General features: G+C 29.3%; 23 protein-coding genes and 2 pseudogenes. 24 read left to right on the top strand and 1 reads right to left on the bottom strand.

Features of this window, described 5'->3' with window-relative positions; translation table 11 throughout:
* Positions 1–36: 36 nt before the first annotated feature.
* Together BN2665_RS16865 and BN2665_RS16860 are read left to right on the top strand one after the other, a co-directional pair.
* Entirely contained in the window at positions 37–357 is a 321-nt protein-coding gene (locus BN2665_RS16865; RefSeq protein WP_055668250.1) for a MobC family plasmid mobilization relaxosome protein, read from the top strand.
* Entirely contained in the window at positions 306–1,259 is a 954-nt protein-coding gene (locus BN2665_RS16860; RefSeq protein WP_055668249.1) for a relaxase/mobilization nuclease domain-containing protein, read from the top strand. Before BN2665_RS16865 ends, BN2665_RS16860 begins: the two co-directional genes overlap by 52 nt.
* 38 nt (positions 1,260–1,297) lie before the next feature.
* On the opposite strand, the gene BN2665_RS16855 is transcribed toward BN2665_RS16860, so the two are convergent.
* Positions 1,298–1,546: a helix-turn-helix domain-containing protein gene (locus BN2665_RS16855; RefSeq protein ID WP_055668248.1), complete on the bottom strand. Its 249-nt coding sequence runs from the start codon at positions 1,544–1,546 to the stop codon at positions 1,298–1,300.
* 127 nt (positions 1,547–1,673) lie between these two features.
* Here BN2665_RS16855 and BN2665_RS16850 point away from each other — a divergent pair, with 127 nt between their 5' ends.
* The 22 genes and pseudogenes from BN2665_RS16850 to BN2665_RS16765 all read left to right on the top strand — a co-directional run bounded on the left by BN2665_RS16850 (position 1,674) and on the right by BN2665_RS16765 (position 22,967).
* The gene (locus BN2665_RS16850; protein ID WP_055668247.1) at positions 1,674–1,865 is read left to right on the top strand and encodes a Spo0E family sporulation regulatory protein-aspartic acid phosphatase; all 192 of its coding nucleotides are present in this window, start codon (positions 1,674–1,676) and stop codon (positions 1,863–1,865) included.
* 210 nt (positions 1,866–2,075) lie between these two features.
* Positions 2,076–3,338 carry an IS1380-like element ISEcp1 family transposase gene (locus BN2665_RS16845; RefSeq protein ID WP_055668246.1) on the top strand — a complete coding sequence of 421 codons (1,263 nt, stop codon included), beginning with the start codon at positions 2,076–2,078 and terminating at the stop codon, positions 3,336–3,338.
* A 209-nt stretch (positions 3,339–3,547) separates the two neighbouring features.
* The gene (locus BN2665_RS16840; protein WP_082435934.1) at positions 3,548–3,871 is read left to right on the top strand and encodes an EAL domain-containing protein; all 324 of its coding nucleotides are present in this window, start codon (positions 3,548–3,550) and stop codon (positions 3,869–3,871) included.
* A gap of 29 nt (positions 3,872–3,900) precedes the next feature.
* A complete protein-coding gene (locus BN2665_RS16835) occupies positions 3,901–4,803 on the top strand; it encodes a GGDEF domain-containing protein (RefSeq protein ID WP_055668244.1) in 903 nt (300 codons plus the stop codon).
* A gap of 133 nt (positions 4,804–4,936) precedes the next feature.
* Positions 4,937–5,065 (top strand): hypothetical protein, encoded by a 129-nt coding sequence (locus BN2665_RS27760; RefSeq protein ID WP_278335902.1) that lies wholly within the window; start codon positions 4,937–4,939, stop codon positions 5,063–5,065.
* A gap of 36 nt (positions 5,066–5,101) precedes the next feature.
* Positions 5,102–7,192: a type I restriction-modification system subunit M gene (locus BN2665_RS26720; protein ID WP_082435933.1), complete on the top strand. Its 2,091-nt coding sequence runs from the start codon at positions 5,102–5,104 to the stop codon at positions 7,190–7,192.
* Between the two features lie 47 nt (positions 7,193–7,239).
* Positions 7,240–8,655, top strand: coding sequence for a restriction endonuclease subunit S domain-containing protein (locus BN2665_RS26715; protein ID WP_055668242.1), 1,416 nt, complete (start codon positions 7,240–7,242; stop codon positions 8,653–8,655).
* Positions 8,656–9,086: 431 nt separating this feature from the next.
* A pseudogene (locus BN2665_RS16820) lies at positions 9,087–10,109 on the top strand (methyl-accepting chemotaxis protein); the annotation flags it as partial.
* Between the two features lie 32 nt (positions 10,110–10,141).
* On the top strand, positions 10,142–10,537 hold the full coding sequence (locus BN2665_RS16815) for a bacteriohemerythrin (protein ID WP_055668240.1): 396 nt from the start codon (positions 10,142–10,144) through the stop codon (positions 10,535–10,537).
* Between the two features lie 447 nt (positions 10,538–10,984).
* The gene (locus BN2665_RS27090; protein WP_154674970.1) at positions 10,985–11,146 is read left to right on the top strand and encodes a hypothetical protein; all 162 of its coding nucleotides are present in this window, start codon (positions 10,985–10,987) and stop codon (positions 11,144–11,146) included.
* Positions 11,147–11,267: 121 nt separating this feature from the next.
* Entirely contained in the window at positions 11,268–12,887 is a 1,620-nt protein-coding gene (locus tag BN2665_RS16810; RefSeq protein WP_242865965.1) for a recombinase family protein, read from the top strand.
* 15 nt (positions 12,888–12,902) lie between these two features.
* Positions 12,903–13,100, top strand: a pseudogene (locus BN2665_RS27610) (VirB4 family type IV secretion system protein); the annotation flags it as partial.
* 115 nt (positions 13,101–13,215) lie between these two features.
* A complete protein-coding gene (locus tag BN2665_RS16805) occupies positions 13,216–13,566 on the top strand; it encodes a hypothetical protein (RefSeq protein ID WP_008423847.1) in 351 nt (116 codons plus the stop codon).
* The gene (locus tag BN2665_RS16800) at positions 13,563–14,426 is read left to right on the top strand and encodes a diguanylate cyclase (protein WP_055668238.1); all 864 of its coding nucleotides are present in this window, start codon (positions 13,563–13,565) and stop codon (positions 14,424–14,426) included. The genes BN2665_RS16805 and BN2665_RS16800 overlap by 4 nt, the downstream gene beginning before the upstream one ends.
* A 111-nt stretch (positions 14,427–14,537) precedes the next feature.
* Complete coding sequence (locus BN2665_RS16795) at positions 14,538–15,371, top strand: C39 family peptidase (protein WP_055668237.1); 834 nt, start codon at positions 14,538–14,540, stop codon at positions 15,369–15,371.
* A gap of 20 nt (positions 15,372–15,391) precedes the next feature.
* A complete protein-coding gene (locus tag BN2665_RS27390) occupies positions 15,392–15,556 on the top strand; it encodes a hypothetical protein (protein ID WP_195892709.1) in 165 nt (54 codons plus the stop codon).
* Positions 15,531–16,517: a hypothetical protein gene (locus BN2665_RS16790; RefSeq protein ID WP_055668236.1), complete on the top strand. Its 987-nt coding sequence runs from the start codon at positions 15,531–15,533 to the stop codon at positions 16,515–16,517. Before BN2665_RS27390 ends, BN2665_RS16790 begins: the two co-directional genes overlap by 26 nt.
* Before the next feature lie 23 nt (positions 16,518–16,540).
* Entirely contained in the window at positions 16,541–17,158 is a 618-nt protein-coding gene (locus BN2665_RS16785; protein WP_008423855.1) for a helix-turn-helix domain-containing protein, read from the top strand.
* A gap of 195 nt (positions 17,159–17,353) precedes the next feature.
* Complete coding sequence (locus BN2665_RS16780) at positions 17,354–17,542, top strand: MerR family transcriptional regulator (protein WP_055668235.1); 189 nt, start codon at positions 17,354–17,356, stop codon at positions 17,540–17,542.
* Between the two features lie 29 nt (positions 17,543–17,571).
* The gene (locus BN2665_RS16775; RefSeq protein ID WP_055668234.1) at positions 17,572–18,798 is read left to right on the top strand and encodes a DNA cytosine methyltransferase; all 1,227 of its coding nucleotides are present in this window, start codon (positions 17,572–17,574) and stop codon (positions 18,796–18,798) included.
* A 24-nt stretch (positions 18,799–18,822) separates the two neighbouring features.
* Positions 18,823–21,432, top strand: a complete 2,610-nt coding sequence (gene drmD / locus BN2665_RS16770) for a DISARM system SNF2-like helicase DrmD (protein ID WP_055668233.1) — start codon at positions 18,823–18,825, stop codon at positions 21,430–21,432.
* 14 nt (positions 21,433–21,446) lie between these two features.
* Positions 21,447–22,967, top strand: a complete 1,521-nt coding sequence (locus tag BN2665_RS16765) for a site-specific DNA-methyltransferase (RefSeq protein WP_055668232.1) — start codon at positions 21,447–21,449, stop codon at positions 22,965–22,967.
* Position 22,968: the final 1 nt, after the last annotated feature.

The raw sequence follows: 22,968 nt of genomic DNA, 5'->3' as shown, positions 1-22,968 counted from the left end.
TACTATGATTAAAAACATGGAAAGGAGCTTTAAAAAGTGAATAAGAATAAATTTATAACCCTTAGGGTAACGGAAGAGGAATATATAAAAATCAAAGAAAAAGCAAAAAAATCTAAAGTAACTTTAAGTAAGTATGTAGCATTTTCAGCTTTAGATAAAAACATTATAGTAATTGATGGCATGAAAGATGTAGCAAAGCAGCTTATTAAAATTGGTACAAATCTAAATCAATTAGTAGTTTTATGTCATGAAGGTAAAATATCCTGCTTAGATTTATCACAGTGCAGAAAGGAGATTCATGAAATATGGCAGTTATTGAATTCATTAACAGACCCAATAAATCCCCCAAGAGTTTAAAGAAAGTTATAGAATATATTCTTAATCCTAAAAAGACCAAAGAACAGCTTATATGGGGCAAAGACTGCAATGGAGATAATGCTTTTATTGAAATGATGGCTATTAAGAAAAGCTATGGTAAAGAAACAGGAAGGCAGTATGTGCATTTTGTTCAATCTTTTGCTCCTTATGATAGAATAACTCCTAAAATAGCCTATGAAATAGGTAAAGAGTTATGCGAAAGGTTTAAGGACTATCAAGTGGTGATGGCTACGCATATAGACAGAAATCATATTCATAATCACTTTGTCATAAATTCAGTAAATTTTGAAACAGGTTATAAGTGGAGACAAAATCCTAAAGAACTCCAAGAAGTAAAAGATTATTCAGATAAAATATGCAGAAAATACGGGTTAATTATAATACCAAAAGTTAATATAGGAAACTATATAAAAAATGGTGAATATAGAAGTATTTCAAAAGAAGCAAGCTGGAAATACGAGCTGTATCTTGCAGTAACTAATTGCATAAAAACTTCTACAAGCAAAGATGAATTTATAAAAAATATGGAGAAATTAAAATACAAAGTAGATTGGCAGGAAAACAGAAAATATATAACCTTTACAACTCCTTCAGGTAAAAAGTGCAGGAATAAAAAACTATATCCTCCTGAGAATTTCACCAAGGAAATGATAGAAAAAAGACTAAGCCTAAATAAGCAATTTGCAAATAAAAGAGAACTTGAAAATGCTATGTATTTTTTAATAGAAGCCATAAATTCCATTTGTAAAGAGCCAGACAATCATTCTAAACAATATCCATTAATGACTCTTGAAGGACAAGCTTTAAAGGAAAAAATCATTGAAGAAAGCAAGGGAAAAGGATTAGATTGGAATACAAAGGAAGGGCAATGGGAGATTTAAAAAAATAGTTTTTTGCCATTAATCTCACCTATGATAGTTTATCTTCCAAGTAAAAGCCAATCTAATGTTACATTTAGAGCTTTTGATATAGCAACAACTTCATAATCAGATACAAACCTATCTCCTGATTCAATTCTTGATATAGATATTCTATCCAGTTTAATATTCATAAGTTCCAGCTTTGCAGATAAATTTTCCTGAGTTAATGGGGGAGTGTGTTTTATTCGAGCTTCTCTAACTCTATTTCCAATTATATTTTTACTTCCTTCATACCAATATATTTTCAAGTGCTACACCACCTATGTGCTAAAGATTAACTTTTATGTTGATTTTACATTTTTATACTGATATAATGGTGCTAAAGATGAACATACATTATATTACATATATCAACAGATTATGGGAGGGGGAAACTTGAAGAAAAACGAAAAACAAATAGAACTTGAAAATAAAATAGAAAAGTTAAGAGAAGAATTAAATATTAATATTATAGCTAATATAGAAAAATCAGAAGTACCTTTAAGTAATAAAGTAATATCTTTAAGTGAAGAGCTTGATATACTTATAGCTGAATACATCAAGGGAAAAGATATTCATATTTATTGAATTAGTCCTTCATTAATAGTAATACCTAGATTCTACGTCAGTACTTCAAAAAGCATAATCAAAGCCTTGATAAATATGCGTTCCTTCGAAATTCAGCTTTCACCCATTGGGTGAAAGAAAAGTGCTCAAAAATATGTTAAATTATCAGCTTTTATGACTCGATATATGGTAAAATAATAGTAAGAAAAGTAGTAAAAAGGGGTTCTAATTATGATTAATAAAATTGATTTCAAAGCTAAGAATCTAACATCAAATGCAGGTCTTTTTCTGCTCCTTGAGAATGCAAAAAGCAATGGGATTTTTGATTTTATTGAAAATGACCTCGTATTTGATAATGACTCAACAAATAAAATCAAGATGAATCATATAAAGACCATGCTCTGCGGTCACTTCATTGGCATTGATAAGTTAGAACGTCTAAAGCTACTTCAAAATGATCCCCTCGTCAACGAGTTTGATATTTCCGTAAAAGAACCTGAAACAGTGTCACGGTTTCTAGGAAACTTCAACTTCAAGACAACCCAAATGTTTAGAGACATTAATTTTAAAGTCTTTAAAAAACTGCTCACTAAAAGTAAATTGACATCCATTACGATTGATATTGATAGTAGTGTAATTAACGTAGAAGGTCATCAAGAAGGTGCGTCAAAAGGATATAATCCTAAGAAACTGGGAAACCGATGCTACAATATCCAATTTGCATTTTGCGACGAATTAAAAGCATATGTTACCGGATTTGTAAGAAGTGGCAATACTTACACTGCAAACGGTGCTGCGGAAATGATCAAAGAAATTGTTGCTAACATCAAATCAGACGATTTAGAAATTTTATTTCGAATGGATAGTGGCTACTTTGATGAAAAAATTATCGAAACGATAGAATCTCTTGGATGCAAATATTTAATTAAAGCCAAAAGTTATTCTACACTCACCTCACAAGCAACGAATTCATCAATTGTATTCGTTAAAGGAGAAGAAGGTAGAGAAACTACAGAACTGTATACAAAATTAGTTAAATGGGAAAAAGACAGAAGATTTGTCGTATCTCGCGTACTGAAACCAGAAAAAGAAAGAGCACAATTATCACTTTTAGAAGGTTCCGAATACGACTACTTTTTCTTTGTAACAAATACTACCTTGCTTTCTGAAAAAGTAGTTATATACTATGAAAAGCGTGGTAATGCTGAAAACTATATCAAAGAAGCCAAATACGACATGGCGGTGGGTCATCTCTTGCTAAAGTCATTTTGGGCGAATGAAGCCGTGTTTCAAATGATGATGCTTTCATATAACCTATTTTTGTTGTTCAAGTTTGATTCCTTGGACTCTTCAGAATACAGACAGCAAATAAAGACCTTTCGTTTGAAGTATGTATTTCTTGCAGCAAAAATAATCAAAACCGCAAGATATGTAATCATGAAGTTGTCGGAAAACTATTCGTACAAGGGAGTGTATGAAAAATGTCTGGTATAATAAGAATATCATCAATAAAATTGAGTGTTGCTCTGTGGATAACTTGCAGAGTTTATTAAGTATCATTGCAGCAAAGATGAAATCAATGATTTATCAAAAATGATTGAAAGGTGGTTGTAAATAATGTTACAATGTGTGAGAAGCAGTCTAAATTCTTCGTGAAATAGTGATTTTTGAAGCTAATAAAAAACACACGTGGAATTTAGGGTATTAACATAGCTTTAGACGATTTTGGAACAGGCTATTCTTCCCTTACCTATTTGAAAAAGCTACCCATAGATATAGTAAAAATAGATAAGGAGTTTATCAGTAATGCATTAAATGAAAAGGTGGATGAAAAGATTGTAAATACTATTATAAATTTAAATCACGAACTTAATTTAAAAGTTGTGGCAGAAGGTATCGAAACAAAGGAGCAGCTTAATTTTCTTAGGGAAACTGGCTGTGACTTTGGCCAAGGATTTTTATTTAGTAAAGCCATACCCGCTGAAGATTTTGAAAGATTACTAAAGGAAGAGAAATATTATTTTTAGGATCATATCTTTTTGAAAGGAGAAGTGAAGTGGAAAGAAAAGTTGTTTCTTATGATAAATTAGAAGAAAGTATAGATTTTTTAAAATCTATGTATGAAATAGTTAGGATAGTAGATCCATTAATGAAAAGAGTAATAAAATATGATAATAATGGTATGGAAGAAACAGGGGATGTATGTCACTCCTGCTGGGAAGATGATAAGATTTGCGACAATTGTATCTCTGTAAGAGCCTTCCTTCAAAAGGATACCTTGATGAAACTGGAGCATACTTCTAATAAGGTGTATATGGTCACTGCTATTCCTATAGAAACTGACAAACGCAGTGTGGTTTTAGAATTGTTAAATGATGTTACTAAGTCCATGCTAATGCAGGATGACAGCTATACGGATATTGAAGAGCTTAAAAAGGTTATTAATAATCTCAATGCTTTGGTGGTAAAAGATACCATAACCAATTTGTATAATAAAAGGTACATAAATGAAAGACTTCCGGTGGATATAATAAAAAGTGTCTTACATGAAAAGCCTTTATCCATTATCATATTTGATATTGATGGGTTTAAAGCTATAAATGACGAATATGGACACCCAGTGGGGGATGAAGTTATAAAATTATTAGGTAGAATATTAGAAAAGTATATAGTGTATAAAAAATCTTGGGCTGCTAGGTATGGAGGGGACGAGTTTATTATAGTTTTAAATGATACCAATAAAGAAGAAGCTTATGACTTTGCAGAGGAACTTAGAAAGACTATTGAAACTTCAACTTTAGATATAAAAGATATAAAAATTAATATCACAGCTTCTTTTGGTATTTATACGGCCTTTAAAGAAGAGCTTACCACAAATGATCTTATAGATTTAGCAGATAAAAATTTATATAAGGCCAAAGCAGCAGGTAAGAATAAGTTAGTAATCAATAATAATTAATAATGCAGAATATATAATACAGTATATATTCTGTATTTTTTATTAAATATGAGGATTTTTTTAATAATACATATTATCTTTGAAAAGTTTTTCAATATTTGAGATAATAATATTAAATTTGGGAGGTGTTTATATGAAAAAATTTATGACGGCAGTTATTATTATATTCATTACTATTTTTGCAGGCTATAATTATTTTTATTTGCCTAGAAACTATGTAAACACCTTCAAGGATAAGAATTCAGGTAATATAATAGTGTAGTTTTATGTTACTTTAATGAAGAAAGAGGAAGAAAAGATGTTAATATCGGAAATACTTAAAGATACAAATTATAAATTAAATCAATTTACAGAAAAAGAAATTAAAGCTTTAGAAAAAAACATATTTTTAAAACAAGTTAAACAAGCTCAAGTGCCATACATTACTTGTTTAATTAGAAAAAAGGAAATAAAGCTTACACCAGAAGAAGTAGTAAGACAATTATTTTTAATGGTGCTTATTGATAGGTATGAGTATCCTGCTTCAAGGATAGAAGTGGAGTTTCCAGTTTCTTTTGGAAGAGAAAAAAAGAGAGCAGATATTGTAGTTTACGAAAAAGAGCACAATGTACCCTATATCATAGTAGAACTTAAAAAGCCTAAATTAAAAGATGGTAAAGAGCAGCTAAAATCCTATTGCAACGCTACAGGTTCACCTATAGGAGTATGGACTAATGGAGAATCTATATCCTACTATCATAGGAAAGACCCTAATTATTTTGAAGATATAACTGTAATTCCAAACAACAATCAAAGACTTTCTGATGTTTTAAATGAAAAGTTTACTCTTGATGATTTGATAAAAAAAGACAAGCTTGTTAATGAAAGAAAGTCCCTAAAGGACTTAATCCTCGAAATGGAAGATGAAGTTCTTGCTAATGCAGGGGTAGACGTGTTTGAAGAAATATTCAAGCTTATTTTTTGTAAATTATATGATGAATGGCTTTCAGGTAAAGATAGGGAAAGGATACTTGAATTTAGAAATTCAGGGCAGACCGATACAGAACTAAAAGATAAGATACAAAGTCTTTTTGATAAGGCAAAAGGGAAATGGGAAGGTGTATTCAGTGAAGATTCAAAAATAATGCTTACTCCATCTCACCTTGCTATATGTGTATCTTCACTTCAAAATGTTAAATTATTTAATTCAAACCTTGATGTAGTAGATGAAGCCTTTGAATATCTTATAAATAAAAGCAGTAAAGGCGAAAAAGGACAATATTTTACTCCAAGATATGTTATAGATATGTGCGTTAAAATGTTAAATCCAAAGGAATCAGAATATCTTATAGATACCGCCTGTGGTTCAGCAGGATTTACCGTACACAGCATATTTCATGTTTGGAAACAGATAATTAAAGAAGAAGGTTTGAATATAAGCAACCTTTTTACCATAGAGAAAAAACCTTATAGATGTGAAGAATACGTTAAAGACAAAGTTTTTGGCATTGATTTTGATGAAAAATCTGTAAGAGTAGCAAGAACTCTTAATCTTATTGCAGGAGACGGACAGACTAATGTACTTCATTTAAACACTTTAGATTATGAAAGATGGAATGAAGTTACAAAAGAAGAAGCTTGGAATGATACTTATAATGAAGGTTTTAAAAAATTGAAAAAATTAGGAAAAGAAAAATCAAGCTACAAACAATTTAACTTTGATGTACTTCTTGCAAACCCTCCTTTTGCAGGAGATATAAAAGAAAGCAGAATACTTGCTAAGTATGAACTGGCTAAGAATGATAAGGGCAAGTGGCAGACAAAAGTAGGAAGAGATATTCTTTTTATAGAAAGAAACATTGATTTTCTAAAACCAGGTGGAAGAATGGCGATTGTACTTCCACAAGGAAGATTTAATAATTCCTCAGATAAAAGAATAAGAGATTATATATGTGAGCATTGCAGAATACTTGCAGTAGTAGGACTTCACCCAAATACTTTTAAACCTCATACAGGAACAAAAACATCAGTATTGTTTGTTCAAAAATGGAATGATGACCCTTCAAAAGGAGCTTTATGTAAAAAGGTAGATGACTATAATATATTCTTTGCCACAATGCAAAAATCAGGCAAAGACAATTCAGGTGAAAAAATATTTGTAAAAGCTAAAGCAGGAGCGAAAAACATATTAACAGCAGAAGAAACTTTAGGAAACTATGAAAATGTAGCTGAAAACAAAGATGTTTATGAAAGCAATGAAGAAAACAATATAGAAAATGGGTATTTACTTGATAGTCATGGACATTTAATAGTAGACCACGATTTATTTAATCATGACGGCTTAACAGAAGATGGAATAGCAGAAGCCTTTATAGAATTTGCAAATAAGGAGAAACTAAGTTTTTTCTAAACAGCCCGTCTTTAGCAGAATTTGATGAAGGCAAATATAAAAAGCTTATGGACGGGCTTGAAGCAGTGGAGATAAAGCTTAGTGAAGTTCTAAAGGAAAATTTAGAGTTTAGAATAGATAGCGAATTTTTTAAAAAAGAATACTTAGAATATGATAATATGATTAATAAATTAGGATATCATTATATAAATGATTTTGCTACTGTAACGGATGGAATTCATGAATCAATAGATTTTGATGAAAATTCAAATATCAATTTGATTTCAGCTAAATCCCCTAAACAAAATGTCTTTGATTTATCAGGTAATGGTTATATTTCTAATAGACAGCATGAAAAAAATCCAAGAACGGCATTAAAATATAAAGATGTAATAATATCAACGGTTGGAACTATAGGAAATTGTGCCGTAGTAAATAAAACTATATTACCTGCTAATTGTGATAGACATGTAGGTATAATTAGAGTAAATAAGACCTATAGTCCATATTACCTATCAACATTTATGCTTACTAAATACGGAGTATATCAGTCTATAAGGCATTCAACTGGAAATGTACAGCTTAATTTATTTATATATAAAATAAAAAATATTAAAATACCTAATGCGGGAAATAAATTTCAAGAGATTGTTGAAAAGACAGTAATTCATGCACATGAGCTACTGGCTCAATCCACCAAGTTATACAAACAAGCAGAAGAAATGCTTTTATCTGAAATAGGATTTAAAGAAAATGAATTAAATAATAAAAATATTTCCGTTAAAACTTTAAGCAGTTCTTTTAATGCTACTGGAAGGTTAGATGCTGAATATTATCAGCCAAAGTATGATGAAATAATAGAAAAAATTAAAAATTATAAAAATGGTAGTAAAAAGATTGCAGAGTTATGTGAATTAAAAGACAGTAACTACCTACCATTAAGTGGTAAAGAATATAAATATATTGAATTATCTAATATCGGAACTTTAGGAAACATTATAGATTCAACAATTGACTTTGGAGAAAATTTGCCATCAAGGGCAAGACGGCAAGTAAAAAGTGGTAATATTATTGTTTCTTCGATAGAAGGTTCATTGAAAAGTTGTGCTATAATTAATGAAAATTACAATAATGCAATATGTTCTACAGGATTTTATGTTCTTTCATCAAAATTAATTAATTCTGAAACTTTATTATTGCTTTTTAAGAGTGAACCTGTTCAACTTATTTTAAAACAAAATTGTTCAGGGACTATTTTGACTTCATTAAATAAAATAGATTTCTTAAACATAGAATTACCAATTATTGATGGAGAAATTCAAAATAATATAAAAGAATTAATTTTAGAAACTAATATTTTAAAACAAAACTCAGAAAAGCTTTTAAACATTGCCAAGCAAGCAGTAGAAATGGCTATAGAAGAAGGTGAACTAACTGCAATAAAATGGATTGAAGAAAAAATGAAAGATATTACTAAGCAATAAAAATCACATAAAAAATAGCAATAAAGTAATTGGATTTATAACTTCAAAATTAAATATAATTCCACAAATTTATTGCTATTTTTCTTTTTTTTTGTAAAATAATAGTATAGAGTTGCGGAATATATGATAAATTCATGAAATTTATATAAGAACATAAATAAAAGAAAGGGGTAAATATTGTGATTTCTAGCAAAAGTGTTATTCGAAGATATTTGTACTTATCACTATTTGTAGGTATTTTGATGGGAATTATTTTTCCTATTTTGGGGAGTTTTTTTACTTATTATAAGAAGTCTTCATATTCGATGTATTTTACTTTGATATGTATAGTAGCAGGTATAATTGTTGGATTTACTTCTTTTTTAATAGGGAAAATTACTTTAATTAATGCTATAAATAAATTGAATGTTTGCTTTAATTTTATAAATAATGGAGATTTAACTTATAAATGTGAATTGAAAAGTAATGATGAAATAGGTGTATTGTATAATAATGTTGCTAAAATGCAGGACTCTTTAAAAACTTTAGTAAGTAATGTCATAAATGAATACAATGAAATAGAAAATGTTTTAGAAAGTGTAAATTCAAATGTAACTAATTTAAATGAAAACATAGAAGAAGTATCGGCAACCACAGAGGAACTGTCTGCAAGTATGGAAGAAACAGCAGCCTCTGCTGAAGAAATGACAGCTACATCACAGGAAATAGAAAGAGCAGTGCATTCCATAGCAGAAAAATCGCAGGAAGGCGCTGTGCAGGCAGGAGAGATAAATAAAAGAGCCTATAAAACAAAAGAAAATGTGGAAAATGCTCAAAAGAAAGCTAATGAAATATTTATTAACACCAAAGCAGGACTTGAAAAGGCTATAGAAGAATCAAAAGTAGTCGAGCAGATTAATGTGCTTTCAAATGCTATTATGCAAATAACAGAACAAACAAATCTTTTAGCATTAAATGCGGCAATAGAAGCTGCAAGGGCTGGAGAAGCAGGAAGAGGATTTTCAGTAGTAGCTGAGGAAGTAAGAAAACTTGCAGAACAATCAAAGGATACTGTGAATGAAATACAAAACATAACAAGTAAAGTAACAAATGCAGTTAAAAACCTTACAGAAAACTCTAACAATCTTTTAAGCTTTGTGTCAACTGATGTGGATAAGGATTACAAAACTATGCTTGAAGTAGCTAATAAATATAGTCAAGATGCTAAATTTGTAGATAGTCTTGTTATGGACTTTAGCTCAACTTCCGAGGAACTTTTAGCTTCCATTAGTGATGTATTAAAAACTATAGATGGAGTAGCACAAGCAGCCAGTGAAGGTGCAGGCGGTACTACGGATATAGCAAACAAAATATCTGAGGTAAATAATAAATCCAATGAAGTTTTAGAAGAAGTTATAAAGACAAAAGAAAGTGCAGAAAAATTAAAATTTGAAATTTCTAAGTTTAAAATTTAAAATAAAGGTATTAAGTAAGGTGGAGGGATATAATGATTAAATGGAAAGATGAATATTCAATTGGTGTTGATAGAATTGATGATGAACATAAGCAATTAGTAAAAATAGCAAATAAGGCTTACGAAGTTTTAAATAATGATTTCTATACTGATAAATATGACAAAATAGTAGAAATTTTAAAAGAACTTGAAGATTATACAGTGTTTCATTTTAATGATGAAGAAGATTATATGCAGCAAGTAGGATATAAAAAATTCTTCTCTCATAAAATTGAGCATGAAGAATTTATTCAAAAGATAAAGAATGTTGATTTAAATAAAATGGATTACAATCAAGATAAATATTTATTGGAAATTGTTAACTTTATAGTTGATTGGTTAGTGAAACATATATTAGAAAAGGACAAACTTATTATAAGTGAAGAATAGAAATATTTCAAGGCGGGTGTCATAGTGTCACCTGCCCCCCGTCATTTTGTGACCCCAATAATATACAATATAAATATATAGGATATTGAAAGAAGGATTATAATATATTAAGTGTATAGAGCTATATATAACAATAGATTTAAGAGAATCGTTTTTAAGTAAGCGGTTCTTTTTTTATTTATCAATATCCTAAATAGAATATAAAAATACTTTTGAAAGTGTCCCCTTATAACCTTTTCTAAGGCTATATAGTGAGGACTTTTTTTAGTTCATTGAAAATTAAATAACACATACCAAGATTTATATTAAGTTTTGCTGAAAGTATGCCATGAACTATTTTAGGGAGCGTACCTGCAAATTAAAGGTCACATAGTGAGGCTTGAAGACGTGCTTATAGGAGCATAGGAATTGTATCGGAAGGTGTGAAGAAGAAAGGTGGAGGAATTTATGGAAATTAGGAGAGAAGAAACTATAAGAAAAGGTAATACAGTATTTTGCATTAAAAGTATTTTTAATGGCACTAAATCAGCTAAGGAAATATTGATTACAGCTATCTCTAAGGATATTGAAGAAAATCTTAATAAAAATAAAAAGAAGGATAGCGGTTAAAAAAATGAAATACATAAAAAGCATGTATGGAAATAATTCTTGATTCTGTATATAATAGATTCAACGGAAATCAAGGTACGTGCTTTTTATGTTGTTTCTTCAAAAAAGGAGGGCAAGAATATTGAAGAAACAAAAGAATTTATACAATGCAGCTTTATATTGCAGATTAAGCAGAGATGATGAAAATTCAAGTGAAAGCGAAAGTATTTTAAATCAAAAGCAAATACTCAGTGATTTTGCTAAGGAAAATAAATTCAATATAGTGGATTATTATGTAGATGATGGGTATAGTGGAACTAACTTTGATAGACCAGCCTTTAAAAGAATGATTAAGGATATTGAAAATGGTACTGTAAATGTGGTTATTACAAAGGATTTAAGCAGATTAGGAAGGAACTATATTCTAACAGGGCAATATACAGAAATATATTTTCCATCAAAAGGAGTAAGATATATTGCCATAAATGATGGTTTTGATTCAAACAATAGTGATAATGACATAGCTCCTTTTAAAAATATAATCAATGAAATGGTAGCAAAAGATACTTCAAAGAAGGTAAAATCAGTATTCCAAGCTAAAATGAAAAAAGGAGAATATATTGGCTCTTATGCACCCTATGGCTACAAGAAAGATCCTGAAAACAAGAACAGGTTTATTATTGATGAACCTGCGGCAGAAATAGTAAAAAGAATGTTTTATCTTGCAACTATAGGATATGGTTCAAGAAAAATTGCTAAAACCTTTAATGAAGAAGGTATATTACCACCTGCTGTATATAGATGTTTGCACTTAACTCATACTCCAGTAGAGAAATTTACAAAAACCTCAAGATGGTCAGACCAAGCTGTAAATGATATGCTCCATAACATGGCATATTTAGGGCATATGGTTCAAGGAAAGAGCAAAAAAACTTCTTTTAAAGTTAAAAAATTAGAAATGCAGCCTAAGGAAGATTGGATTATAGTCTATAATACTCATGAAGCAATTATAGATAAAGAACTATTTGATGAGGTTCAGTATAGGCTTAAATCAAAATATAGGGAAAAAAGAATAGGAATAAACCTATTTGCAGGTATTACTAAATGTGCTGATTGTGGTTATGCCATGACTTATAGTCCAAGACATAAAAAAGGTTTAGCATCTTTATTTTGCAGTAATTACAGAAGGCGTGGGAAAGAAGGCTGTACAAACCACATGATAAACTATGACCTATTATGTGAAATTGTTATAGAGGAAATAAGAAAATATGCACAGCTTGCTATAGAAGATGAAGAAGCTATATTAAAAAAACTTAAAGATAAAACAAAGGATACGGATAAAATAGGAAAGATAGCCTTAGAAGAAGAATTAACAAAGGCTGAGAAAAGGTATAGAGAAATAGATGATTTAATACAGCACCTGTATGAAGATAATGTAAGAGGGAAAATAACGGATGAAAGATTTACTAAACTATCAGTTAATTATGAAAATGAGCAAAAGGAAGTTAAAGAGAGAATAACTAACTTAAAGTTTGATATAGTAAATTTTAAAGATACAAGTAAAAATAATGAACGATTTATAGAACTTATAAAGAAATATTCAAATATAACGGAACTTAACCCTGTTATAATGCACGAACTCATTGATAGGATTGAGATTGGACAAGGCTATTATGAAAAATCTGAAGCAACAGGTAAAAGAGAAAAGCATCAAGACATCACTATTTATTATAAATTTATAGGCAATTTAGAACAAAAATAAAAAGTTGCTTTAAAACAATTAAGCCTGGGTACAGATGGCAGAAATCTACAAGAAACAAAAGACCTTTACAATTTAACAGATGCAGAGGAGGAGCTGCTTGCTAGTAAGAAAAGAGGAAATGCACTACTTATTATAGGGTCTAAGAGACTTCATGTGGTGTTTGAGATACCTGAATATAAATTTGAGTATATTGGGAAAGCTGGGGGAAGATAAATAGTAATATTATTAAAGTATAAAACTTATCGACAATAAAATTTAAGTAAAATAATAGAATAATTAGACAATTTATGATAATATAGTTTATGAAATTAAGGAAGGTGACATATTTATGGGATATAAATCAGAAGGAACTAAAAAAGCTGAAATAAGTATGAGATTTTCAGAGTTTGAAATGCCTCCTATGCAAGACATATTAATTGTTGGTAAGAAAGCGCCAATAGGTCCAGAGGCTGCTAGAAGAATGGTAGATATATTATCTCCTGATCAATATGAAATAGTTAAAATAGAACATCAGTGCGTGGAAGCAATAGTTGTTAGAAGGACTATCTTAAATATGCTTCCGCAAGATAAACTTATTCCAATAATAATGGAGGAGGTTGAAAGGATTGCTAATGAAGATATGATTATAAAGGCGCAAGTTAATATAACTATCAATGTTAGCAAATCTATAGATTTATGATACAAAGGGTTTTAGATATAATAGATAAAAATTTTTATAAAGTAGACGTATTAGATGGAGTAAAAAAAGTTCAGGAGATTTTTTATCAAAATAACATAGAGTGTTCTGCCGTTTATGATAAGAAAAAGTTAGTGGGAGTCTTAACTTTAAGAGAATTAGGAATTGCAAATCCTAACAGAATAGTTGCGGATGTTATGACTAATAGATATATTTGCGTAGGCTCAGAAACCTCTACATGGGAAATTAAAAATTTATTTGATTTTAATCAGAACATAGATGTAATATTTGTAGAAGATAATAGTAAAGTTGTAGGGGTTATTACGAAAAGTCAATTAAAGATAGAATTGGGAAGACATATTGATTTACTAACGGGTTTATATAAAAGCGATTATTTATTTTATAATATATATAGTTTAATAGAGCAAAGAAAAGAAGTTTCATTAATATTTATAGATTTAAATAATTTTGGATATATTGATAAGAAGTTTGGACACATAAATGGAGATAAAGTTTTGAAAATTGTGGCAGATTTACTTAAAAAAAATATACAACCAGATAATTTTTTATGTAGATATGCAGGGGATGAATTTGCAATTTTGACTACATATAATGCGAATAAATGTAAAATTCTTTCTAAAAAAATAGTAACGGCAATAAAAGATTATAATTATCCTTATAATATTCCAGTTTCAGCATCTGTTGGCATAGCATGTTGTAATTTCAGTGACAGAATAATTGACGATAGGATAGAAACAATAAGAAATTTAGTAAATGTAGCAAGTTTAGCATCAACAAAAGCAAAACAGAATAATAATGATCATATTATTATTGAAGATTTTGAAACAGGTATAACGGCATAAAATCTTAATAAATCTATAGTCTAGTAACAATTTGTATATTAGTTTAGAGAAGGATATGTAATAATTCAATCCTTCTTTTTTAGTTTAAAAATAATAATGGAGGCGGGTTCTATGCTATTAGATCCGAAATCAGCAGCTACAATTGCTAAAATAGTAATTCAAGCTGCAAAAGATGATGAAACCAGAAACAAAATAATTTTTATATCACTGGCACCGATTATTTCGGTGCTTTTAATTTTGGCTTTTATTGTATATATTCTTACAAATCCACTTGAAATGCTAAGTAGCATTTTCTTTGGAAATGAGTTAACACAGATTAAAAATATAAGAAGCCAGTATGGATATGAACAGTTGATAAATCCTAATGACAATAGCTATTTAGAAAGTAGTGGATTAGACTTTTCAGGAGTATCTTTTAAAGATGGAGTAACAGAAGTGGTTTATTATAATCAAGCTGATGAAAGGTGGAAGGACAAGCCTTATGGGAAAACAGGTACTATAGGAAGGAGTGGTTGTGGTCCGACTTCTCTTGCTATAGTTGTGTCAAGCCTTACAGATAAAAAAATTGATCCAGTTCAAATGAGCACATGGGCTTATGAAAATGGTTATTACTGCGAAGGGGTGGGTTCTTATCATACTTTAATACCTGATGGAGCAAAACACTTTGGACTTAAAGTAGAAGGTTGTGCTTCAAGTGAGCCACAAAAAATAGTAGATGCTCTTGTAGCGGGTAAACTTATAATTGCTATTATGGCAGAAGGACATTTTACAAGGAATGGTCATTTTATTGTGCTTAGGGGAGTAACAGAAGATAAAAAGATTTTAGTTGCTGATCCAGTAAGTAGGACAAGAAGTGAAGAAAAGTGGGATTTATCAATAGTATTAAATGAAGCAAATAAAGGAGCAGATGCAGGAGGTCCATTTTGGATAATCAGTAAACAATAAATAGAAAGGGGTAGAGTACTTTGAAAAAGAAGTTATTAATAGAGCTATTTATATATATTGTAATTGTGGTTATAGGGTTTATTTTACTATTTACTTATAAACCTAATCACAAACCTATAGACGTACCAGCAGACTATAAAGTGGCAAGGGGTGAGAGCAGTGCTTTTGTATCTATCAAGCAATGAAAATATAGGATTATTTGATTTTTTATCTAAGGAAAAAGGTATGGTAATTAAAAAGCTTTCAGGAGAATTTTATTTAAAAAAATTTGTAATTCATGATATGAGAAATTTAAGTCACTACTCTTATTTTGCTATAGATTTAAAAGCTCTTAAAGATACCGAAAATGAAATAATTGAAGCAATAACAGCCTTTAAAGCCATGTATGATTCAAGAATAATAATCTTTGCTGAAGGATTAAAAAGAGAAGACAAAATAATATCAAACCTTATAGAAGAAAAAATCTACAACGTTATAATTTCTAAAGAAATACAAGAGATTAAAGATGAAATATTAAAATGTTTAAGCAATATAGGAAAGACAGAGGAAGATTGGAATATAAAAGAAATTCATGGAAATCAGTATACATTTAATTATAAAAATATAAAAATAGCAGTTGCGGGAGTATCATCAAGAGTTGGTACAACTACAACTGCTTTTAATATGGCAAGATTTTTATTTAATATTGGAGCTAAGGTAAGTTATACAGAAGCTAATGACAGTGGGCATTTAAAAGAAATAGCTGCTTATTATGAATTTTTAAAGGTAGAAAATTATTATAGATACAAAGGAGTTGAATACTATCCTAATAAGCAATTTCCTAATGATGTAAACTATCAAATCTTTGATTTAGGAAGCTTAAACAAAGGAAATATAGCAATATTTAAAAGCTGTAATATTAAAATTTTATGCAGTGGAAGCAAGCCTTATGAGCTTATAGAAACATATGAAACAACTAATTCTGTAAAAGATTTTAATTATAATATTTTGTTTACTTCAGTATCTAATGAAGAGAATTTTAAAATAAGAAAAAGCTTTGTAAACAGAAAGGATAATATACATTTTCTTAAATATTCACCAAGTCTATTTGATGAAAAGATTAATGAAGATATATACAAAGAAATAATTAATGACTTTATTACCTAAACTTGAAGAGAGGAGGAGCTATTGTGAAAAAAGGAGAAATGCTTGATAAAGTATATAAATCAAATCTACCAAGCAGAGCAAAGCAAATAATGTTTTATTTTATAAATAGAGCTAATGCAGAAGGAACCTGCTTTCCTTCTGTAAAAACTATAGCCAGTGACTGCGGAGTATCAGAAAGAACTATACAAAGAAACATGAATATTCTTGTAGAAGAAGGATTCATTATTAAAGAAGAAAGATATAGGGATAATGGGGGACAAAGTTCTAATCTATATAGACTTCAAATAAAGCCTGAAAATAATAATATTAAACCTAATGCTAATGAAAATAAGTTAGATGAAGAAAAGCTAAAAGATATTGAAGTGAAAGAAGAAATAAGCAATATAGAGAATATTGAAGTAGTTAATTTTGAGGATTATGAAGAAGAAAAAGATGTTATAGAAAATGAAACAAAGAAAGAAAAAACGTATATAGTAGATGTTTCAATGGGCGTTCCTTCGAATAAAGCAAATCTTGTAAATAAATATAATTGTCACCCTAGTATTTTCTATGAAATAGGTAAAAAAAGAAAGCCGATTACAATCATGTCAGCATTAAGTTCACTATGTCATGGGGAGAGCGACAATTTGTACCCTCCATGAACTATACAATATAAGGTTTATAGGGATATTGAAAGATAAGTATAACTTGTCAATTAGTAAAATAAATATATAAGATATCATGTAAATATATGGTGAAATATAAAATAATGCATCTAAATTTATTGTAATTCTACGTTAAAGCGAATAAAATAAAAAGTGGGATATTATATAATTTTCAAATTAACGAGGTGCAATATGAAGGGATACATTACAGTTCAGGATGCAGCTAAAAAATGGAATATTACTATAAGAAGAGTACAAGCATTATGTGCAGAGGGAAGAATCAAAGGAGCTACAAAACACGCATCTGTATGGGCAATTCCAGAAAATGCTGAAAAGCCATCTGATGCACGTATTATATCAGGGAAATATAAAAAAGAATAAATATTTAGAAAGCAGGATGAAATTAATATATGAATTTTATTGACTTATTCGCAGGAGCAGGAGGACTTTCAGATGGATTTGTCTCAGCAGGCTTTAACCCTATTGCACATATAGAGATGAATGAATATGCATCATTAACATTGAAAACAAGAACATGCTATTATTATTTAAAAGAACATAGAAGGATAAACATGTATTATAGATATCTCAGAGGGGAGATTTCTCAAGAGGAATTATATAGTTCAGTACCAAATGAGCTACTATCAACAGTTATGAATGAAGAAATATCAGATAAATCCATTGAGAATATATTTAACAATATTGACAACATAATTCGTGAAAAACAAATTAATAAAATTGATGTTATTATTGGTGGCCCACCATGTCAAGCATATTCCCTTGTAGGTAGGTCGAGAGACGAAAATAACATGGAAGATGATCCTAGAAATTATTTGTATAAACAATACGTGAAATTTTTAAATAAATATCAACCAGATATGTTCGTGTTTGAAAATGTACCAGGAATACTTACAGCCAAAGGTGGAAAAACCTTTAAAAACATTATCGCTTTTATGAAAAGGGTTGGATATGAAGTAGAAGCAAGACCATTAAATGCTAGTGATTTTGGGGTGTTACAAAATAGAAGAAGAATCATTATTATTGGTTGGAGAAAAGGAAGCGGATTAAGATATCCAGATTTTCAGCCTATTAAAATTAATGCAATAGTAAATGATATTCTAAGCGATTTAAGTCCATTAAATCCAGGGGAAGAGATTAATGAATACGTAGAGCCTATAAATAAATATTTAAGATGGAGTGGTATAAGAAAGAAAAATGATATTTTAACTCATCATATGTGCAGAAACCATAATGAAAGAGATAGAAAAATATATAGATTGGCTATTAATGCTTGGAATGATGGACATAGAAGATTAAAATATACAGATTTGCCAGAAGAGCTATGTACTCATAAGAATAAAGAAGCATTTTTAGATAGATTCAAAGTAGTAGCAGGAGATATAGAAAGTGCACAAACAATGATGGCACATATTTCAAAGGATGGACATTATTTCATTCATCCAGATGCTAATCAATGTCGTTCTTTATCAGTCAGAGAAGCAGCTAGAGTACAATCTTTTCCTGACAATTATTATTTTGAAGGCCCTAGAACTGCAAAATTTGTTCAGATAGGCAATGCAGTTCCACCATTAATGGCAAAAGGTATTGCAGAAAAGATTAGGGAAATGTTAGAGTAACGTTATTTTGGGGGAATTAGAATTATGGGAGATAATATTTTTATACAACATTATGCAAGTATAAAAAAGGAGTTTTTGAAAAACAATCCATATAGTTGTTTAATAGGTTCTAATATTGATGTTAATCCACATCAAGTAGAAGCTTTTTGCTCAGCAGTATCTTCTTTAAAAACTGGAGGTATTATACTTGCGGATGAAGTTGGGCTAGGTAAGACTATAGAAGCAGGTCTTGTATTAAAATATGTTATTCAAAATGGTGGTAAAAGAGTGTTATTGATTATGCCATCAAATCTTAGAAAACAATGGCAAATAGAACTTGAAGAAAAATTTAATATATATTCCACAATTGTTGATAGCTATAATATGGATGAATATTATGAAAAGGTCGATTCGGAGAATGAAAATGTTGCAGTAATAATATGTTCTTATAATTATGCTTCTAAAAGGAATGATATATTCAGTAAGACAGCATGGGATTTTATTGTATTTGATGAAGCACATAAATTAAGAAATGTTCATAAATCAGGGACAAAGACATCAAAAAATTTATATCAATTAACAAAAGGAATTCCTAAAATTCTCCTTACTGCAACCCCTATTCAAAATAACTTATTAGACTTATATGGATTAGTTTATTTTATAGATGAGAAAATATTTTTTGATAAACAGATATATGGAAAAAGATATTTGAAGGATAAAAACTATGAAGAATTAAAGAAACAAATAAACCAAGTTATACATAGAACTTTAAGAAAAGATGTAGCAGATTATTTATCTTTTAAAGAAAGAATTTGTGTAACCGTTGATTTTAAATTATCACCTTCAGAAGCTATATTATATAAGATGGTTAATGATTATTTGAAGAGGGAAATCTTGTACTCAATTCCGTCTTCAAATAGAACTTTAATTACAGTGGTTGTAAGAAAATTATTAGCCTCATCAAGTCATGCAGTTGCAGAAACTTTTGAAGTATTAAAGGAAAGACTTAAATTATTAAAAGAAAGCACAAGAATTGAAAGCGTAGATAAAGGACTTGATTATTTTTTCTCTTATTTGGATGATGATAATGAAGATGAGGAAGAAAATAAAATTGCTGAGTTATATGATAAGGAAAAAGTAAATGAATTTATTCAGCATGAAATAGATATAGTTGATAACATTGTAAAATTAGCTAGAGATATAGATAAAAATGCAAAGGCAACTGCATTGTTTAAAGCATTATCTATTGCATTTAAAAGGCAAAATGAGCTAAAAATAGATGAGAAAGTGGTTGTGTTCACAGAATCTGTTAGAACCCAAGAGTATCTTTTTAATGAACTTATTAAAAATGGATATGAGAATGAAGTTTTGGTTTTTAATGGAACTACATCGGATAAACATACTGGAGATATTTACAGAGCATGGAAGGCGAAAAATTTTGGAAAGGTATTTGGTAGTAGAAACGTAGAAGTAAAACATGCTATAGTTGATTATTTTAAAAGCAATTGTAAAATTCTTTTGCTTACTGATGCAGGTTCAGAAGGTTTAAATCTACAATTTTGTAATACTGTTATAAATTATGACTTGCCTTGGAACCCACAAAAAATAGAACAGCGGATAGGTAGATGTCATAGATATGGTCAAAAAAACGATACAATAGTAATTAATTTATTAAATACAGAAAATTTAGCAGATAGAAGAGTTTATGAAATTTTATCGCAAAAGTTTATGTTGTTTGAAGGAGTGTTTGGTGCATCTGATCAAGCACTTGGATTATTAGAATCAGGTATGAATTTTGAAAAAAGGATATTACAGATATATCAAAGCTGTGATAGTATAGGTGAATTTAATAAAGAATTTAAAGCTCTTGAAAAGGACTTTGATAGGAAAAGAAATACTAGGTTCAAAGAATTAAAAACATTACTTGTTGAGGAAAAAGAAAATAATAAAAGTGGCTATTATAAAAGATTTTTATCAGAAATATTTAACTATTTGGATGAAAATGTAGCTTGGGAAAATGTACAGAAGCCAAACAGTAAAATAGGTTTGCCAGCTGCTTTCAAAGTAAAAAGTGACATTTTAAATAAATATAATTTAAGTCATGGATATATTTTCATAGGTGGTTTTTATAATAATGAAAAACTTATATATCCAGTATTAAGTGTTTTTGATGAAAATAATAATAAGATTAATTTAGATGAAAAGAGTATAATTGATATAATTCAAAACATTTATGAAAATACAGCAGAAAAGATAAATATAAAAGAGAAAGAAGTAGATAAGTGCGGTAATAGCATGTATAAAGAATTAACTCTAAATTATTATGCTCAATACCAAAAGTTAATTCAGTATAATAATGTTAAAATAAATAACTGGGCAGAAATTAGAAAAGAGCAGTTTAATTTAGAAATAGAAGCTATAACATCTGAAATACAAGAAATTATGGAGCAGTGTGCTGCAACTAAAGTTTTTAAAGAAAAAATAGATTATAAAAAGAAAGCAGAAGAAAGAGAAAAAGAACGTAACAATATTATTATAAAATATCATGAAGCTATTCAGGAAATAGAGGATGAAGCAAGTAAGCTTAAAGAAGATTTTAAGAAACAGTTTGATATAAATCCTTATTTGATAGTTAGATTAATACTAAAGTTTTGAACGGAGGAACAATAATGCTAAAACAAGGTAAACTTGAGTTAACTTGGGTAGGAAAATATGAAGAGAAAAAGATAGAACCAAGAATATTAATAGAAGATAAGTCAAAATCCTATGGTGATCCTAATACTGAAAATATGCTAATACATGGAGATAACCTTATAGCTTTAAAGGCTTTAGAACAGGATTATGCAGGAAAGATAAAATGTATTTTTATAGATCCACCATATAATACAAAGCAAGCATTTCATGATTATGATGATGGTATAGAACACTCTATTTGGCTAAATTTAATGAAAAATAGAATAGAATTGTTTTATGAGCTGCTGCATGAAGATGGTAGCATTTTTATATGTGTGGATGATAATGAAGTTCATTATTTAAAAGTTTTGTGTGATGAAATTTTTGGTAGGGAAAGATTTGTTTCCACAATAATTTGGCGTTCATCCGATAATAGTAACAACGATGCTAAGAAGTTTTCTCTAGATCATAACTATATTTTGGTATATTCAAAATCAGAAGAGTGGGTTTCAAATAAAATTGATAGAAGTGAATCACAGATGGGGCATTATTCAAATCCGGATAATGATCCAAGAGGTCCATGGTTTGATGGAAATCCTATTTCGTCACCTAAGCCAAGACCTAACTTGAAATATGATATTATAGCACCTAATGGGAATGTTATATCACCACCATCTAATGGGTGGAGATGGTCAAAGGAAACACTTGAAGAAAAAATGAAAACTGGGGAAATTAGATTTAATAGTGATTATACAAATATAAAAAGAAGAACTTATTTGTATGAACAAAAAGGATTACCACCATCAACCTTATGGGTTGATTTAGAGGAGACTGGTCATAATAGACAAGCAAAATATGAACTGAAAAAGATTTTCCCAGATACACCAACAGCAGAGTTATTTTCAACACCTAAGCCAGAGAGATTGATAAAAAAAATACTAGAAATTTCAACTAAACCTGATGATTATGTTTTAGATTCATTTTTAGGTTCAGGGACTACAGCGGCAGTAGCTCATAAAATGAGAAGAAAATGGATAGGAGTTGAATTGGGAGAACATTGTTATTCGTGTTGTATCCCAAGACTTAAAGCAGTTATTGACGGTGAACAAGGAGGCATATCCAAAGCAGTAAATTGGCAAGGTGGAGGAGGTTTTAAATTTTATGAACTTGCAGAACCATTACTTATTAAAAACTCTAAGTTGCCAATTTATAGTATAAATCCATCTTATACTTTTGACATGATGGCTGAGGCAATATGCAAAATAGAAGGATTTAAATATAAACCAATTGGAAATTTTCATGGGAAATCTTCTGAAAATAGATTTATTCATGTAACTAATGAATTTGTTAATAGTAAATATGTATTCTCTCTTGTTAATGAGTTGGAAGAAAGACAATCTTTGTTAATATATTGTACTAAAATGCAATCAGATATTAATCTGCCAGATAACGTTGAGATAAAGAAAATACCAAAAGACCTTTTAAATAAGTGTTCCTTTGAAAGCGAGGGAATGTAAA

Origin of the sequence: Desnuesiella massiliensis (assembly GCF_001403615.1) — a bacterium.
GTDB lineage: Bacteria > Bacillota > Clostridia > Clostridiales > Clostridiaceae > Desnuesiella > Desnuesiella massiliensis.
This window is presented reverse-complemented; position numbering and strand designations above follow the sequence as displayed.